At 64.5% G+C, this 16508-nt stretch carries 14 protein-coding genes; 6 read left to right on the top strand and 8 right to left on the bottom strand.

Going from position 1 to position 16508, the window contains the following annotated elements; translation table 11 throughout:
- Positions 1-136 precede the first annotated feature (136 nt).
- The 6 genes from IVB28_RS29180 to IVB28_RS29155 form a co-directional block, all read right to left on the bottom strand.
- Entirely contained in the window at positions 137-1804 is a 1668-nt protein-coding gene (locus IVB28_RS29180) for an adenylate/guanylate cyclase domain-containing protein (protein ID WP_247530993.1), read from the bottom strand.
- Between the two features lie 152 nt (positions 1805-1956).
- Positions 1957-2364, bottom strand: coding sequence for a F0F1 ATP synthase subunit epsilon (locus IVB28_RS29175; RefSeq protein ID WP_247530989.1), 408 nt, complete (start codon positions 2362-2364; stop codon positions 1957-1959).
- Positions 2365-2479: 115 nt separating this feature from the next.
- The gene (gene atpD / locus IVB28_RS29170) at positions 2480-3925 is read right to left on the bottom strand and encodes a F0F1 ATP synthase subunit beta (RefSeq protein WP_247530987.1); all 1446 of its coding nucleotides are present in this window, start codon (positions 3923-3925) and stop codon (positions 2480-2482) included.
- 52 nt (positions 3926-3977) lie between these two features.
- Positions 3978-4853, bottom strand: a complete 876-nt coding sequence (locus IVB28_RS29165) for a F0F1 ATP synthase subunit gamma (protein ID WP_247530984.1) — start codon at positions 4851-4853, stop codon at positions 3978-3980.
- A gap of 172 nt (positions 4854-5025) precedes the next feature.
- Positions 5026-6555, bottom strand: coding sequence for a F0F1 ATP synthase subunit alpha (gene atpA, locus IVB28_RS29160; RefSeq protein WP_247530982.1), 1530 nt, complete (start codon positions 6553-6555; stop codon positions 5026-5028).
- Positions 6555-7115: a F0F1 ATP synthase subunit delta gene (locus IVB28_RS29155; RefSeq protein ID WP_247530980.1), complete on the bottom strand. Its 561-nt coding sequence runs from the start codon at positions 7113-7115 to the stop codon at positions 6555-6557. The genes atpA and IVB28_RS29155 overlap by 1 nt, the downstream gene beginning before the upstream one ends.
- A 674-nt stretch (positions 7116-7789) precedes the next feature.
- Here IVB28_RS29155 and IVB28_RS29150 point away from each other — a divergent pair.
- Entirely contained in the window at positions 7790-8293 is a 504-nt protein-coding gene (locus IVB28_RS29150; RefSeq protein ID WP_247530978.1) for a septal ring lytic transglycosylase RlpA family protein, read from the top strand.
- A gap of 181 nt (positions 8294-8474) precedes the next feature.
- On the opposite strand, the gene IVB28_RS29145 is transcribed toward IVB28_RS29150, so the two are convergent.
- Positions 8475-10685: a primosomal protein N' gene (locus IVB28_RS29145; RefSeq protein ID WP_247530976.1), complete on the bottom strand. Its 2211-nt coding sequence runs from the start codon at positions 10683-10685 to the stop codon at positions 8475-8477.
- A gap of 112 nt (positions 10686-10797) precedes the next feature.
- Between IVB28_RS29145 and IVB28_RS29140 the strand changes: the two genes are divergently transcribed.
- From IVB28_RS29140 to IVB28_RS29120, 5 genes are all read left to right on the top strand, one after another.
- Positions 10798-11763 (top strand): tyrosine recombinase XerC, encoded by a 966-nt coding sequence (locus IVB28_RS29140; RefSeq protein ID WP_247530974.1) that lies wholly within the window; start codon positions 10798-10800, stop codon positions 11761-11763.
- A gap of 67 nt (positions 11764-11830) precedes the next feature.
- Complete coding sequence (locus tag IVB28_RS29135) at positions 11831-12187, top strand: hypothetical protein (RefSeq protein WP_247530972.1); 357 nt, start codon at positions 11831-11833, stop codon at positions 12185-12187.
- Entirely contained in the window at positions 12180-13583 is a 1404-nt protein-coding gene (locus IVB28_RS29130) for a class I SAM-dependent methyltransferase (protein ID WP_247530971.1), read from the top strand. The genes IVB28_RS29135 and IVB28_RS29130 overlap by 8 nt, the downstream gene beginning before the upstream one ends.
- 7 nt (positions 13584-13590) lie before the next feature.
- The gene (locus tag IVB28_RS29125) at positions 13591-15129 is read left to right on the top strand and encodes an LTA synthase family protein (RefSeq protein WP_247530969.1); all 1539 of its coding nucleotides are present in this window, start codon (positions 13591-13593) and stop codon (positions 15127-15129) included.
- A gap of 136 nt (positions 15130-15265) precedes the next feature.
- Positions 15266-15856: a DUF4337 domain-containing protein gene (locus IVB28_RS29120; protein WP_247530967.1), complete on the top strand. Its 591-nt coding sequence runs from the start codon at positions 15266-15268 to the stop codon at positions 15854-15856.
- Positions 15857-15961: 105 nt separating this feature from the next.
- Here the strand turns inward: IVB28_RS29120 and IVB28_RS29115 are convergent, their stop codons facing one another.
- Positions 15962-16492 (bottom strand): hypothetical protein, encoded by a 531-nt coding sequence (locus IVB28_RS29115; protein ID WP_247530966.1) that lies wholly within the window; start codon positions 16490-16492, stop codon positions 15962-15964.
- Between the last annotated feature and the right edge of the window lie 16 nt (positions 16493-16508).

Below are 16508 nucleotides of genomic sequence, written 5' to 3'. Positions count from 1 at the left end.
AAATCGTTAGAGAATTTCAACGGAGATTTGTGTGTGAGCTTCTGAGCGGAGCACCACTCTCTCATTCCCTCCCCTCTTGCGGGGGAGGGAACGCAGCATTTGCTGCGCATCCGTCGGGCCCGAGCACAGCGCTTCCCTAATTGATCGGCCCCACCGTGAACGGACCGATTGCGATGACGTGGCAATCGCTGTCGCGCTTGGCGCAGCTGGCGAGCGCGGAGTTGACGGCGGTCTGCTCGTCGGCCCCCTTCAGGCCGAGGCCCGGCCTGCCTGCGCTGCCGACCGCGACGGCATTCCAGCCCGTGGCGTCACCGAGCTTGCGCACCACCTCGCTGCGTGCATCCGCCACGATCGAGGCGTTGGAGGCGGCATTGAAGAAGCCGGTGATCCTGAACAGGGTCGGGATCGGCACGACGAAATTGTCGTCGATCGCGACCACGAGGCAGGCCACGCCGGCGATGGCGCCGCACGATTCCAGCGAGCGGCGCGCGGCGTCGTCGGCCGATGAGGCGCCGAGCACCATGAAATATTGTCCGCCCGGCCCGAGCGCAACCGAGCGCGATTTCGCAGCCGGCACGAAGATGTTCTCGAGCCGGACCTTTTGCGGCTCGCGCACGATCGGAAAGTCTTTTGACGCGAACGCCCGCTCGGTCGCGGCGTCATGCCGGAAATAGGGCGACGGCGGCATCGGCGGCTTGCCGTGAGTGTAGACGATCGTGTTACCGACAGCATAGAGCTCGCAGCGCCGCGGCGATTGCGCGGCATCGGCGCGCTTTTGGCACTGCTCGAGCGCGCCGTTACGCGCGGCCTCCTCGCTCGGCTGGTTCAACACCGAGCCGGTAAAGCCGCCGACATTGAGCGCGAAGGCCTTGTAGTCGCCGGCCGTGGAATACTCGCCGGCGAGGAAGTTGCGGACGCGCTCGTTGATGAAGGGCACGCTGTCGGCCGCAAACTTGCCGGCCATCGGCGCGGCCGATGGTGACGGCGCAGACATCGGAGCCATGGCGGCTCCGGCATTCTGCGGCGCCATTGATGTCATCGGCGCCTTGGCAAGCTGGGTCGGCACTGGGCTCGGCGCCGCTGCATTTGCCGTGGGCGCGGCACTTGGCGTCGCGGCCGGCGTGATTGCGACATGCGCCGCCTGCTTCAGCTTGGTGTTGTAGAGAGAGCCTGTGACGCCGATGGCAACGATCGAGACCACCGCGACCACCAGCGGCCACATCCACACCGGGGCGGCGGCCAGCTTGGAGGCCGGCTTCCTCACTTGCGGCTTGCCATAGGTCCCGTCCTCGCGCCGCATCGCCACCATGTAGGCGTGCACCGGCGTCGGGATGTTCTTGACCTCTTGCGCGCCGATATCGGCAAACTGCACCGAGAGCTTGTTGGCGACCTGCTCATGCACCGCGCGGGAGACACAAATGCCGCCGACCTCGGCGAGGCCTTCCAGCCGCGCTGCGATATTGACGCCGTCGCCCAGCAGATCGCCGTCGCGTTCGACGACGTCGCCGATGGTGATGCCGATGCGGAACGACATCTGCCGGCTCGGCGGATAGGCCATGTTGCGGGTCCGCAAGGACTCCTGGATGTCGATCGCGCAGCGCACCGCATCGACCGCGCTCGGGAATTCCGCCAGCACGGCATCGCCCGCCGTGTTGAAGATACGTCCGCCGGACTTGGCGATGAAATCGTCGACGACCTCGCGATAGGAGGCCAGACGCCGCAGCGTCTCCTCTTCGTCTTCCGCGACCAGCCTCGAATAACCGGCAATATCCGCTGCGAAGATCGCCGCGATCTTGCGTTTCATCTGCCACCCGCCCCGGGAACAAAATTCGCAAGGGAGAATGCCGCTATCGGAAGCGCGGTGCAACAAAGTTTCAGCGCCGCCACGGTCGGTGGCGAGCGCTGAACTTGTCCAGGAATTTCAGACCTAAAGCCCCGGAGCGGTTGCCCCGGGGCTTAGTGCATGGCTGTCGAGTTGAGCTGCTGCTGGATGCTCTTGTAGTGGTCGAGCCGCTCGATGGCGTTGTCGAGCTCGCTGCCTTCGTGCTCCTTCAGGCCCTCTTCCATCTCCGAGATCGTCTCGGCGAACCGGACCCGGTCGAGCTCAGTGAGCGACGTTGCGACGTCGGCTAGCACGGTCAGGCCCTTCTCGGAGACTTCGGCGAGACCGCCGAGCACGATGACCTTCTCGTGCTTGCCAGCGGTGGTGATGGTGAGAATGCCGGGCCGGATCGCGGCCACGACCGGCGCATGCCCTGCCAGCACGCCGAAGTCACCCTCGACGCCGGGGATGTCGACCTGGTCGACCTCGCCCGAGAAGGCGAGCTTTTCCGGAGAGACGAGATCGAAGTGGAAGGTGGCCATGGACTATCCGTTGGTTTTCGCTTTGTCACCCGCGGGCGTGGCCCGCGGGTCCATCCATCAAATTCTCTCTCGGTGGATCGCCGGGTCAAGCCCGGCGATGACGAGATGAGAAAGCTTAAGCGGCTTCCGCCGCCAGCTTCTTGCCCTTCTCGACGGCTTCTTCGATGGTGCCGACCATGTAGAAGGCGGCTTCCGGCAGGTGGTCGTACTTGCCTTCGACCAGGCCCTTGAAGCCCTTGATGGTGTCGGCGAGCTCGACGAACTTGCCCGGCGATCCCGTGAAGATTTCGGCGACGAAGAACGGCTGCGACATGAAGCGCTCGACCTTGCGGGCGCGGGCCACCGTCAGCTTGTCCTCTTCCGAAAGTTCGTCCATGCCGAGAATCGCGATGATGTCCTGGAGCGCCTTGTAGCGCTGCAGCACCTGCTGGACCTGACGGGCGACCGCGTAGTGCTCCTCGCCGACGACCAGCGGGGAGAGCATGCGCGAGGTCGAGTCGAGCGGATCCACCGCGGGATAGATGCCCTTTTCGGCGATCGAGCGCGACAGCGTGGTGGTCGCGTCAAGATGCGCGAACGAGGTCGCGGGCGCCGGGTCGGTCAAGTCGTCGGCCGGAACGTAGATGGCCTGCACCGAGGTGATCGAACCCTTCTGCGTGGTGGTGATGCGCTCCTGCAGCGCGCCCATGTCGGTGGCGAGCGTCGGCTGATAACCCACGGCCGAAGGAATACGGCCGAGCAGCGCCGACACTTCCGAGCCGGCCTGGGTGAAGCGGAAGATGTTGTCGACGAAGAACAGCACGTCCTGGCCCTTGTCGCGGAAATCTTCCGCGATGGTGAGACCCGTGAGCGCGACGCGAGCGCGGGCGCCCGGCGGCTCGTTCATCTGGCCGAACACCAGCGCGCATTTCGACTTCACGCTCGGATCCGGATTCTTCGGATCGGCGTTGACCTTGGATTCGATGAACTCGTGATAGAGGTCGTTGCCCTCGCGGGTGCGCTCGCCGACACCGGCGAACACGGAGTAACCGCCGTGCGCCTTCGCGACGTTGTTGATCAGCTCCTGAATCAGCACGGTCTTGCCGACGCCGGCGCCGCCGAACAGGCCGATCTTGCCGCCCTTCGCATACGGAGCCAGGAGATCGACGACCTTGATGCCCGTGACCAGAATTTCAGCTTCGGTCGACTGATCGGTATAGCTCGGCGCATCCTGATGGATGGCGCGCAGGCCTTCGGACTTGACCGGGCCGGCTTCGTCGATCGGCTCGCCGATGACGTTGATGATGCGGCCGAGCGTGCCTTCGCCGACGGGAACGCGGATCGGCGAACCGGTGTCGGTCACTTCCTGGCCGCGCACCAGACCTTCGGTCACGTCCATCGCGATCGTGCGCACGGTGGATTCACCCAGATGCTGCGCAACTTCCAGCACGAGGCGGATGTTGCCGTTCTTGGTTTCCAGCGAATTGAGAATGGCCGGAAGGTGGCCGCCCTCGAACTGTACGTCGACGACGGCGCCCATGACCTGGGTGACGCGACCGACCTGGTTAGCTGCTGTAGCCATGAAGCTCTCCTTCGAAATTCTGTACTTGAACGACCGTCGTTGAGTTCGTGCGTCAGACCGCCTCGGCGCCGGAGATGATCTCGATCAGCTCCTTGGTGATCTGGGCTTGACGGGTTCGGTTGTAGATCTGGGTTTGCTTGCGGATCATTTCGCCGGCGTTGCGGGTGGCGTTGTCCATCGAGCTCATCTGCGCGCCGTAGAACGAGGCATTGTTTTCCAGCAGCGCGCGGAAGATCTGCACCGCGATGTTGCGCGGCAACAGGCCCGAAAGGAGTTCGTCCTCCTCCGGCTCGTATTCGTAGGACGTCGACGGCGCGTTCGCCGCCTTTTCTTCCACGACCAGCGGAATGATTTGTTGCGCGGTCGGGATCTGGGCGATCACCGACTTGAACTGCGCGTAGAACAGCGTGCAAACGTCGAACTCGCCATTGTCGAAACGAGCAAGCACCTTCCTGGCGATGTCCTCGGCGTTGACGAAGCCGAGCTGACGAACGCTGCGCAGGTCGAGATGCTCGACGATCTGCTTGTCGAACAGGCGGCGGAGCTGCTCATAGCCCTTGCGGCCGACGCAGAAGAATTTGACTTCCTTGCCCTGCGCCATCAGCGCCTGGGCGCGATCGCGCGCGAGACGCACGATCGAGGAGTTAAAGGCACCCGACAGACCGCGCTCGCCGGTGCAGACCAGCAGCATGTGGACCTGGTCCTTGCCGGTGCCGGCGAGCAGCGCCGGCGCGCCGGGCGAACCGGCGGCAGCGCTGGCGATGTTGGAGATCACCGCGCTCATCTTGTCGGCGTAGGGGCGTGCAGCCTCGGCCGCCTGCTGGGCGCGGCGCAACCTGGACGCAGCGACCATCTGCATGGCCTTGGTGATCTTTTGCGTCGCCTTGGTGGAGGCGATGCGCACGCGCATGTCTTTAAGTGACGCCATTCTTCGTTCACCCCGGCGATCAGCCTGTGGCTGGACCGCGACCCTGTCTTGTCGTCATGCCCGGGCTCGCCCCGGGCATCCAATTCTTCGTCTCCACGCGCTGGCGCGTGGATGGCCGGGGCATCAATTGCGAAGACCCGCTTCGCGCTTTAGCCCGGCCATGACGGCCTATTTACGCGAAGCTCTTGGCAAAACCTTCGACAACCGACTTCAGCTTGGCAGCGGTGTCGTCGGTGAGGTCACGGGTGTCGCGGATCGAATTGAGGATCTCGACGTTCTTGCCGCGCAGCAGCGACAGCAGGCCGTCCTCGAACGCGCGCACCTTGTTGACCGGGAGCGGATCCAGATAGCCATTGGTGCCGGCCCAGATCACGCAGACCTGCTCTTCCATCTTCAGCGGCGCGAACTGCGGCTGCTTCAGGAGCTCGGTCAGGCGCGAGCCGCGGTTCAGAAGGCGCTGGGTCGAGGCGTCGAGGTCGGAGCCGAACTGCGCGAACGCCGCCATTTCGCGGTACTGCGCCAGCTCGCCCTTGATCTTGCCGGCGACCTTCTTGGTGGCCTTGGTCTGCGCCGACGAGCCGACGCGCGACACCGACAGACCGACGTTCACCGCGGGACGGATGCCCTGGAAGAACAGGTCGGTTTCCAGGAAGATCTGACCGTCGGTGATCGAGATGACGTTGGTCGGAATGTAGGCCGACACGTCGTTGGCCTGGGTTTCGATGACCGGCAGCGCAGTCAGCGAGCCCGAGCCCTGGTCCTTGTTCAGCTTCGCCGCGCGCTCGAGCAGGCGGGAGTGCAGATAGAACACGTCGCCGGGATAGGCTTCGCGGCCCGGCGGACGGCGCAGCAGCAGCGACATCTGGCGGTACGCGACGGCCTGCTTGGACAGATCGTCATAGATGATGACGGCGTGCATGCCGTTGTCGCGGAAATACTCGCCCATTGTGCAGCCGGTGAACGGCGCGATGTACTGCATCGGCGCCGGATCCGACGCGGTGGCGGCGACGACGATCGAATATTCGAGCGCGCCCTGCTCTTCCAGCACCTTCACGAACTGGGCGACCGTCGAACGCTTCTGGCCGACTGCGACATAGACGCAGTACAGCTTGATGTTCTCGTCCGGCTGCGCGTTGAGCGGCTTCTGGTTCAGAATGGTGTCGAGCGCGATCGCGGTCTTGCCGGTCTGGCGGTCGCCGATGATCAGCTCGCGCTGGCCGCGGCCGATCGGGATCAGGGCATCGATCGCCTTGAGGCCGGTCGCCATCGGCTCGTTCACCGACTTGCGCGGGATGATGCCGGGCGCCTTGACGTCGACGCGCATGCGCTTGTCGGCCTGGATCGGACCCTTGCCGTCGATCGGGTTGCCGAGTCCGTCGACGACGCGGCCGAGCAGACCCTTGCCGACCGGCGCGTCCACAATGGCGCGGGTGCGCTTGACGGTCTGGCCTTCCTTGATCTCACGGTCGCCGCCGAAAATGACGACGCCGACATTGTCGGTTTCGAGGTTCAGCGCCATGCCGCGGGTGCCGTTCTCGAACTCGACCATTTCGCCGGCCTGGACGTTGTCCAGACCATAGACGCGAGCGATACCGTCGCCGACGGACAGCACCTGTCCGACTTCGGAGACTTCAGCTTCCTGGCCGAAATTCTTGATCTGGTCCTTGAGGATCGCGGAAATTTCCGCGGCGCGGATGTCCATCAGCCTGCCTCTTTCATCGCGTGCTTGATCGAATTGAGTTTGGTGCGAAGCGAACTATCGATCATGCGGCTGCCGAGCTTGACGACGAGGCCACCGATGATCGAGGGATCGACATTCACGTTGAGCGCGACGTCCTTGCCGGTCACCGACTTCAGGGCAACCTTGAGGGCGTCGAGATTCTTGTCCGAAAGCGTTTCCGCCACGGTGACGTCGGCCGTCACCTCGCCCTTGAACCTGGCGACCAGGGCGCGGTAGGCGCGGATGACGTCAGTCACCGCGAACAGGCGGCGATTGGCGGTCAGAACTTTCAGGAAATTGGCGGAGATGCCGGCGATGCCGGCCTGGGCCAGCACGGCCGACAGAGCCCTGGACTGGGCATCGGCCGCGAAAACCGGGCTGCGGACGAGGCGCTTCAGATCGGCGCTCTCGTTCAGCATGGCCTCGAATTTCGCGAGATCGGCTTTGACCTCGTCGACCGCTTTCTGGTCGCGGGCCAGTTCAAACAAGGCCGTTGCATAACGGCCGGACACACCGGAAACGGACGTATCTTCTGCAGCCACAGACGCGCTCTTTTTGCTGTCAAACTCGCAAGGGAAAAACCGTCGCCACGAAGCGGCGCCAAGCGATCCAAGCCCTTGGAATTCAAGCGGGACTTCGATTTCCGACCGGCACGGGACGTGCCGGGCTCGTTAAAATCGCGGCTTTGCTAACATAGCGGGCGCGCAGGTGCAACATGACGCCAAATTAAAGGCATGGGGTTCTGTCGCCAGTTCGTCGCACGCTGGATGCATCGATCAGCAGCCGGCGCAACGCCGGCCCAATAGCGCCTGGGGTGGACGACCTGCCTGCCACAAATTCGCCGCGAGTCCTCGCCGCGAACTCCCCTCCTGGTTCCTGCCCTCAGCGCATAGCCGCCATGAACAGGGATCGCCGAGACGTGATTCCCGCGGCCTCGCATCCACTCGCCGAATACTTACCGAATTCTAAACGTCAGAAGCGATAACTTCGCTTTACAGTATTCTCATGTAATCCATAGGTTAATAAATCGTTAAAAACGAAGATTTCAGAACATTGGCTGAATAGCAGGTGACGGTAACAAGATGTTTCATGACGACACAGAATGGATTTACTGCCCAATTCACGCCTCATTAGGAATCGAAACGCCAACCCGCTCACAAACTGATGGGGGCTCCACTAGCCACACATGTGGCAATACTAGCTTAGGGACCAATAAATGCTGTCTTTGAAGATGCTGGGCTCTGTGACCCGGCCGCGTACGGCGATCGCTTTCGTTGCCGCAACTCTCCTCATCGGTGGGACTGCCACCGAAGCTTCCGCCAAATCCCGGCATCACCGGCATCATCACCATCATCGCCACCATGCTCAGACCGATTCCAACGCGACCTCCGATTGGCGCAACGCCAATGCCGCGATGACACCGACCTCCGGCACGGGCCGCAGCTTCTCTGGCATGGCCTCCTTTTATGGCAACGAGTCCGGCAGCAAGACCGCCTCGGGCCAGCGCTTCAACCAGAACGCCATGACCGCAGCGCACCGTTCGCTGCCGTTCGGCACCAAGCTGCGCGTCACCCATGGCGGCTCGAGCGTCGTCGTCACCATCAATGACCGCGGCCCGTTCATTCGCGGCCGGGTTCTCGACCTCTCCACCGGCGCGGCACGCGCCATCGGCCTCACCGGCGCCGGCGTCGGCCGCGTCACCGCGGAAGTCGTCTCCTAAGGCGCGTTAGCGCCTCGTCGACCGCGCAGTTTTTCATCAGTTTGCTGCGCACATGAAACAAGCCCGCGGTCTTGGGGGACCGCGGGCTTTTTGTTGGCGTCACCCCCCGTGTGTGCCGGACAAGCCGCACCGCTGAACAGGCGCTGCGCTGCGTCCGGGGCACGGGCGGAGAGAGCGGGGACTACAAAAAGCTCTGCGGATCGACGTCGACTTCGAGCTTCTGATTGCCCGTCGGCTTGGGGCAGACCGCGAGCCAGTTGCGTAAATAGTCCGACAGATCGAAGCCGCGCGCCGATTTCACCAGGATGCGGAAGCGGTAGCGGCCCTTGATCACGGCGAGCGGCGCCTCCGCCGGCCCGAGCACCACGACGCGCTCGTCGCGCGGCGCGAGCGCGACGAGGCGGCGGCCGAGACCTTCGGCGCTCGGGCGGTCGCCCGCGGAGATGATCAGGCTCGCGAGCCGGCCGAACGGCGGATAGAGCGTCTTCTCGCGCAGCTCGATCTCGCTGTCGTAGAAGGCCTCGCGGTCGCAGGCGATCAGCGCTTTCATCACGGGATGATCAGGCTGGTGGGTCTGGAGATAGCCGACGCCGCGGCCCTGCTCGCGCCCGGCGCGGCCGATCACCTGGTTGAGCAATTGCCAGGTGCGCTCCGCCGCGCGCGGATCGCCGTTGCTCAGACCGAGATCCGCATCGATCACGCCGACCAGATTGAGCCGCGGAAAGTTGTGGCCCTTGGCGACGAGCTGCGTGCCGATGATGATGTCGACGCGCCCTTCCGCGATCTCGGCAAGCTCGCTGCGCATCGTCTCGATCGAGGTGATGAGATCGCTCGACAGCACCATGGTGCGCGCTTGCGGAAACAGCGCAGCCGCCTCCTCCTGCAGCCGCTCGACGCCGGGCCCGACCGCGACAAGCGATTCCTCCGCCGAACAGTTCGGACAGATGTGCGGGCGCGGCATCGAGAAGCCGCAATGATGGCAGACCAGGCGCTGGCGGAAACGATGATCGACCAGCCAGGCATCGCAGATGGTGCAGGCGAAGCGATGGCCGCAGCCGCGGCACAGCGTCAGCGGCGCATAGCCGCGCCGATTGAGGAACAGCAGGGCCTGCTCGCGCTTTTCGATCGCAGCTCTGATTTCTCCGGCAAGCCGCGGTGAGATGAAGCGGCCGCGCGCGGGCGGCTCGCGGCGCATGTCGATGGCCTCGATATGCGGCATGTGCTGGCCGCCGAAGCGCGAGGGCAGCGCGATACGCTGATAGCGGTTCTTGCGCGCGTTGACCTCGGATTCGACCGAGGGCGTCGCGGACGCCAGCACGACCGGGATCTTGGCGATATGCGCGCGCACCACCGCCATGTCGCGGGCGTGATAATGCACGCCCTCGTCCTGCTTGTAGGCCTGGTCGTGCTCTTCATCGACCACGATGAGGCCGAGATCTGCGTAGGGCAGAAACAGCGCCGAGCGCGCGCCGACCACGACCGGCGCGGTGCCTGCTGAGATCGCCGCCCAATTGCGGGCGCGGGTGCGCGGCGTCAGCTCGGAGTGCCATTCGATCGGCCGAACGCCGAAACGCTGCGCGAAGCGGTCGAGGAATTGGCCGGTGAGCGCGATCTCCGGCATCAGGATCAGCGATTGCTTGCCGCGGCGGATGGTTTCAGCAACAGCCTCGAAATACACCTCGGTCTTGCCTGAACCGGTCACGCCGTCGAGCAGTGCGACGTGAAAGGTGCCGTTGGCCGCGAGCGCGCGCATCGCATCCACACCGGCACGCTGCAGCGGCGAGAAATCCGGCCGGCCGAAATCCGGATCGGGCACAGGCGGCGGCGCGGGCGGCGGCATCGGTTCGACCGTGAGCGTGCCTTCATCGACGAGGCCGTCGATCACGCCGGCCGAGACACCCGCCTCCTTGGCGGCCTCCGACTTGCCGTGCAGCAGCCGGTCCGACAACACCTCGATCACGCGCTGGCGCGCCGGCGTCAGCCGTCGCGGCGGACCGCCGGCCAGGCGCACGCCGGGGCGGACCCGCTCGGGGCCGAGACTCTCGCCCATCCGCAGGCACATGCGCAGCACCATGCCGCGCGGGCTCAGCGTGTAATTGGCGACCCAATCGACCACGGACCGCAGCTCGGGCTTGAGCGGCGGGATGTCGAGCTTTTCGCTGACCTCCTTGAGACGGTTGTGCAGGCGCGGATCGGGATTGGCGTTTTCCCCCCAGACCACTGCGAGCACCTCGCGCGGCCCGAGCCGCACGCCGACGAGATCGCCCGCTTTCAGCTCCATGCCGCGCGGCACCTTGTAGGAATAGGTCTGGTCGAGCGCGACCGGCACCAACACGTCGACCATGCCGGTCGCGTTGGTGGGGGCGGTGGTGCTGCGCGGCGTGTGATCCATGAACGGAGAATCGGAACCCGGGGGCTTCAAGGCTAGCGCCCTGGGGCGGCCTTAGCGAACGATAAACGAGTGTGATGCGATATACTGCCGGGAATCACCACGTCCAGAGCGCATGAGCAAAGCGGCCGCCCCACAAATCGAGCTCGCCAGCGCCGATCCCTCAATCGCGCAGGAGATGACGCGCTGGCTGTCGCATCTCGGCGCCGAGCGGCGGCTGTCGCCGAAGACGCTGGAGGCCTATGGCCGCGACTTGCGGCAATGCCTGGATTTCCTCTGTGCTCACTGGGGCGAACGCGTCACGCTCAAGCGCTTCGCCGCGCTGGAGGCGACCGACGTGCGCGCCTTCATGGCGATGCGCCGCGCCGACGACATTGCTGGCCGCAGCCTGATGCGCGCGCTGGCGGGCCTGCGCTCGTTCGGACGTTTTCTGGAGCGCGAGGGCAAGGGCAAGGTCGGGGCACTCTCCGCCATTCGCGCGCCAAAAGTCGCAAAGAGCCTGCCGAAGCCGCTGCCGATGGCATCGGCCAAGCGTCTTGCCGATGCCGACGAGCGCGCCGGCGAGGATCGCGAGGCCTGGATTCTGGCGCGCGATGCCGCCGTGATGGCGCTGTTGTACGGCTCGGGCCTGCGCATCTCCGAAGCCTTGGGGTTGAAGCGCCGCGAAGTGCCGCGTCCGGGCGAAGGCGACGTGCTTGTCGTCACAGGCAAGGGCAACAAGACCCGCATGGTGCCGGTGCTGCAAAACGTGCTGGAACTGGTGCAGGAATACGTTGCGATGTGCCCGTATCCGCTGCCCGCCGAAGGCCCGATTTTCGTCGGCGCGCGGGGCGGCCCCTTGAGCCCGCGCATCATACAGCTCGCGATGGAGCGGCTGCGCGGCGCGCTCGACCTGCCCGACAGCGCCACGCCGCACGCGCTCCGGCATTCCTTCGCCACGCATCTGTTGTCGCGCGGCGGCGACTTACGCGCGATCCAGGAATTGCTCGGCCATTCCTCGCTCTCGACCACGCAGGTCTATACCGGCATCGATTCCGAGCGCCTGCTCGAGGTCTATGCCAGCACGCATCCGCGGCGCTGAGGCTGCGAACGTTCCCGCTGATGTCTGGCGTGGCCATGCGCACCACATCGCAGCAGGTAGACGGTTGATGACCGGCGCAATGGAGCGGATTTCGGTTTACGCGCGCAGGTGGATGGTACAAAAGACGAATAGGCGGCATGTGCAACCCGCGACTATCCTTTACGCCGTGTGGAAAATGAACAAGACCTTTTCGGGAATGAATGTGGCGGTGCTGGCCGGGCTCGCCGTGCTGATGCCGACCAGCGCCTATGCCTATCTGGATCCCGGGAGCGGCGCCTTCGCCGTGCAGGCGCTGCTTGCCGGTATCGCGGGCGGCCTGATCGCCATTCGCGCTTACGGAAAGCGGGTGATGGGTTTCTTCCGGCGCTCGGAACCGTCGCCGGACGTTGCGACCAGCAGATCCAAATCGAACCGCGATGCGTGATCCCGGATCGTTCCGCGATCCCTCAGGCTACGTCTTCACCAGAGCTGGCCGAGTCTTTCGCGCGGTCGACCAAGAAGCATATCGCAACTTCCTGCTGCTGAAATCGTCGGGCGCCTACGACGCGCTGATCGAAAGAGGATGGATCGTCGCCGCGGAAGATGCAGGCTCCGACGAGGCGACGCAGACGCTGGTCGAGGCCGAATCCGGTCGACGGAAAGTTCTGGAGCATCCACGGGTCCCGTTCATCTCCTACCCGTATGAATGGCCGTTCGAACTGCTCAAGCGCGCCGCCCTGCTCCACCTCGATGTCCATCTGCTCGCACTCGACTTCGGCCTGACGCTGTCGGATGCGACCGCGTACAATATCCAGTTCATCGGAATCCGGCCGGTCTTCATCGATATTTGCTCTTTCGTGCCGTACCGAGACGGCGACTATTGGGACGGCCACCGGCAGTTCGTCGAGCAGTTCGTGAACCCGTTGCTGATGCGCGCCCTGCTCGGCGTCGCCCACAACGCCTGGTACCGGGGCGCATTGGAGGGCATTCCGACCGCCGACATGGCGGCGCTGATCGGATGGCCCAAGCGGTGGCTCTCCCCGGACATCCTGACCAACATCACGCTTCCGGACCGCTTTCAGCGACGGGCACGCCGCGCACCGGATCAGCCCTCACGCGAGCCAAAGCCGCTTCCCAAAGCCGCGCTTCAGATGATGTTGCGCCGCTTGCGTCGCTGGATCTCCAATCTTGCGCCCAAAGACGTCGGACCGACCGAATGGCAGCAATATGAGCGCGGCAATCTTTCATATTCGGACACCGAGGAAAGCAGGAAGCAGGAATTCGTCAGCGGCTTCGCGCAGAACAATACGCCGGCCTGCGCGTGGGACATCGGCTGCAACACCGGTCGATATTCGCAGGCGCTTTTGCAAAACCGGGCTCGTTCGGTGATCGGGTTCGACGCCGATCTCAATGCGCTCGACGTTGCGGTGGCGCGCGCGAGCGCGGACAATTTGGCCTTTCTCCCGCTGTTCAGCGATGCGGCAAATCCGAGCCCCGGTCAGGGCTGGGCCGAGGCCGAGCGTCCGGGGCTGCATTCGCGCAGCAAGGCGGACGCCGTCATCGCGCTCGCGATCGTGCACCATCTCGCCATCGGCCGGAATATTCCACTGCCGTCGGTGCTGGATTGGCTGGTCGGATTGGCGCCGCGCGGTGTGATCGAGTTCGTCCCGAAGTCCGACCCGATGATCCAGCGGATGCTGAGACTGAGGCGTGACATTTTCGATGGCTATGACGGCGACCAATTCGAGCGCGCCTTGACCCGGCAGGCAACAATCGTGCGGCGGCTCGAGCTCACCCCGGGTGGCCGCACGCTGTATGAATTTGCAAGACATGCCGGCTGAAACCGGAATGCCGCGCCGATCCAACGACAGATTCGTCCTGCTCCGCGCGGTCGCGGCCGCCGTGCTTCTATCCACGATGGCCCTCCTCAATTTCTACGCGGCGAACCTGAGCGCGCTGGCGAATCCGTCGCGTGTGATGCAATACGCGGCCGGCATCGTGGCTATCGCGGCAGTCCTCTCTGGATGTCTCGCATTGCTGCTGCGCAAGATCCCGCCGTGGCGCATCGTTCTGGCGGTCGGACTGACGATCTTCGTCTTCTTCGCCTATCGCGTCGAGCTGGTTGAGTACGAGATGAAGGGCCGCTTCGGCGACTGGGCCGCGATCGCCTGGACCATGATGGCCGTCGCCACCGGCATCGGTGCCCTGATTGTCATCCGCCGACCGGCGCTGGTGACGGTCGCGCTGGTGCTGTCGTTGGCGTTTGCCGCACCGCCCGCCGTCCGCATCGCGAGCGCGCTTACGAACAAGCAGCGCGCGCCGCACCCGGTCCCGGAAGGCCGTGAGCCGGCGATGAAGCTCACGATGTCTCCAAACATCTATTGGATCGTGCTCGATGCCTATCCGAGGCAGGACGTCCTCAAGGAAGACTTTTCATTCGACAATAGCGGCTTCCTCGAGTCGCTCGGCTCGAAGGACTTTACGATATTTCGCAACGCCCGCTCGAATTTTCCGGCCACGGCCAATTCGATTTCGAGCACGGCCAACGCCGACTACACCGTCGAGGGCGAAGGCAAGGACCTCAAGGCTTTCCCGGTGGAGCGGCTGTATCCGATCGTGCGAGGCAAGAACCGGACCGTGGCCCGGCTCACCTCGGCCGGATACAGCTATGTCCATTTCGAAAACGGCTATGACAATTTGACCAAATGCGCATTCGACGCGCCGAGATGCCTGCGCGGAAATGTCGGACTGGACGAAATGGACGTCGCCATCCTCTCCAACACACCGATCGTCGACTTGATCGTCGGTCGACGGCAGTCGCCGTTTGCGTGGGGCGGCGTGGATGACCTGACCCATCTCGTGAATGAGGTCCAGGCGACTCCATCGCCGTTCTTCCTCTACGCGCATATCCTGGTGCCGCATGTGCCGTTCCGTTTCACGGCGGACTGCGGTTTGCGCCCTGCCGCCCCGGACCTCCAGCGCTGGATCCCGGCGAGCCGCCCGGCCTTCCTCGACCAGCTCCGCTGCACCAACGCGCAGACGCTGACGCTTGTCGACACCATCGTGACGTCAGATCCCGGCGCACTGATCATCCTCCAGTCGGATCATGGCACGGACTTCCGCGGCCAGACCAAGCGTTCGCCATCTAGCTGGTCGGACGCCGATTTACACGAACGATTCGGCGTGCTGGATGCGATTCGGCTGCCACGGCAATGCCGCGCTGCCGCTCCCGACGACATCACCTTGATCGACACCTTTCCGCTGGTCTTTGCCTGCCTGACCGGCGGCGCGTTCGAACCGCGTCATCCGCGCTTCTTTGTCACGCCGTATGACGACATGCCCGACCACGGGGATGCGGTGGAGTTTCCGGCGGAACGCGTGCGGTGAACGATCGCGTGTGGCGCCCGGCGCCCCACGGGCAGCGCGGCCGGCAGAACTGACACACTCTCGTCATAGCTCGCGTGCCTCTTGCGCGGCGCCCGCGGTTCGGTCAATCGTTGCGGAACAGAGGCAGGAGAGATCTATGAGCGCACATGAGAGCATGGAGCACGCCGAGCACGCCGAACACGCGTCCGGCTCGAACAAGAAGATCGCGCTCCTGATCGCCGTGCTGGCGCTGTTCCTGGCGATTTCGGAGACGCTCGGCAAGGGCGCCCAGACCGAATCGATCAGCAAGAACGTCCAGGCTTCCAATCTCTGGGCTTTCTTCCAGGCTAAAAGCATCCGCCGCACCGTGGTGCAGGCCGCCGCCGAGCAGGGCAAGCTGACGCTGGGCTCCGTCACCGACGACGCCGTCAAGGCCGCTGCGCAGAAGCAGATCGAGGACTGGCAGAAGACCGCGGCGCGCTACCGCTCCGAGCCGGAGACCGGCGAAGGCACAGAGCAGCTCGCCGAAAAGGCCAAACACGCCGAGCATGAGCGCGACGAGGCGACCGCGAAGTATCATCACTTCGAGCTGGCGTCCGCCGCCTTCCAGATCGGCATCGTGCTGGCCTCGGCCACCATCATCACCGGCATGATCGCACTCGCCTATGTCGCCGGCCTGCTGACGCTCGGCGGGCTCGTCATGACCGGGCTCGGTCTGTGGCTGCCGCACCTGCTGCATCTGCACTGAGGCGTGTAGCCCGCACGAGCGCAGCGATATGCGGCCAGCCGCGAGTGAGAATCCTGGAGTTCACTTCGCTCATCCGGGCGAGGCGACCGCCGATGTGGCGAAGCGCTAGCGCGCTTCGTGCACACTCTTCCTGAAACGCTGGATCAGACGCAGCGTACGTGACGACCAGCCCTCGCCGTTGCCGGCGATCAGCTCGCGGATGCGGCGCTTGACCGGGTCGACCAGCTCGGCGGCCTTGGCGCGCAGCTTCAGCACGAGACCGTAGATCCGCTCGAACCAGTGCATCTCCAAGAGCTTGTCGCGCGTCACATCGAATACGAAGGCGGTGACGCCGACGCCGAGCATTTTCGCGAAAACGATCGTGAAGACGGCGCTGGTCCAGTACTCATGCGTGAGCAGCCACAGCCCGACCAGCTTGAGCGGAAACAGCGGGACGATAGGGACCGCGAACACGATCAGCGTCATGGCCGGCGACAGCGCATCGACGCGATCCGTCAGCCATTGCTTGAACCGCGCCAGCGGGATGATTGCGACAATCCGCGCGACGATCGGCTCGAGATGGTCCCACAGCCAGGCTTCGATCAGGAAGACGATCGCAAGCAGGACCCAGACCGGTTGAAGAAGGCGGCGCAGCATGTGTTTCCCGCCCGAT

It is taken from the genome of Bradyrhizobium sp. 199 (genome assembly GCF_023073355.1).
In the GTDB taxonomy this organism is placed as follows: domain Bacteria; phylum Pseudomonadota; class Alphaproteobacteria; order Rhizobiales; family Xanthobacteraceae; genus Bradyrhizobium.
Note: the sequence above shows the minus strand (reverse complement) of the source record. Positions and strands in the feature narration are given on the sequence as shown.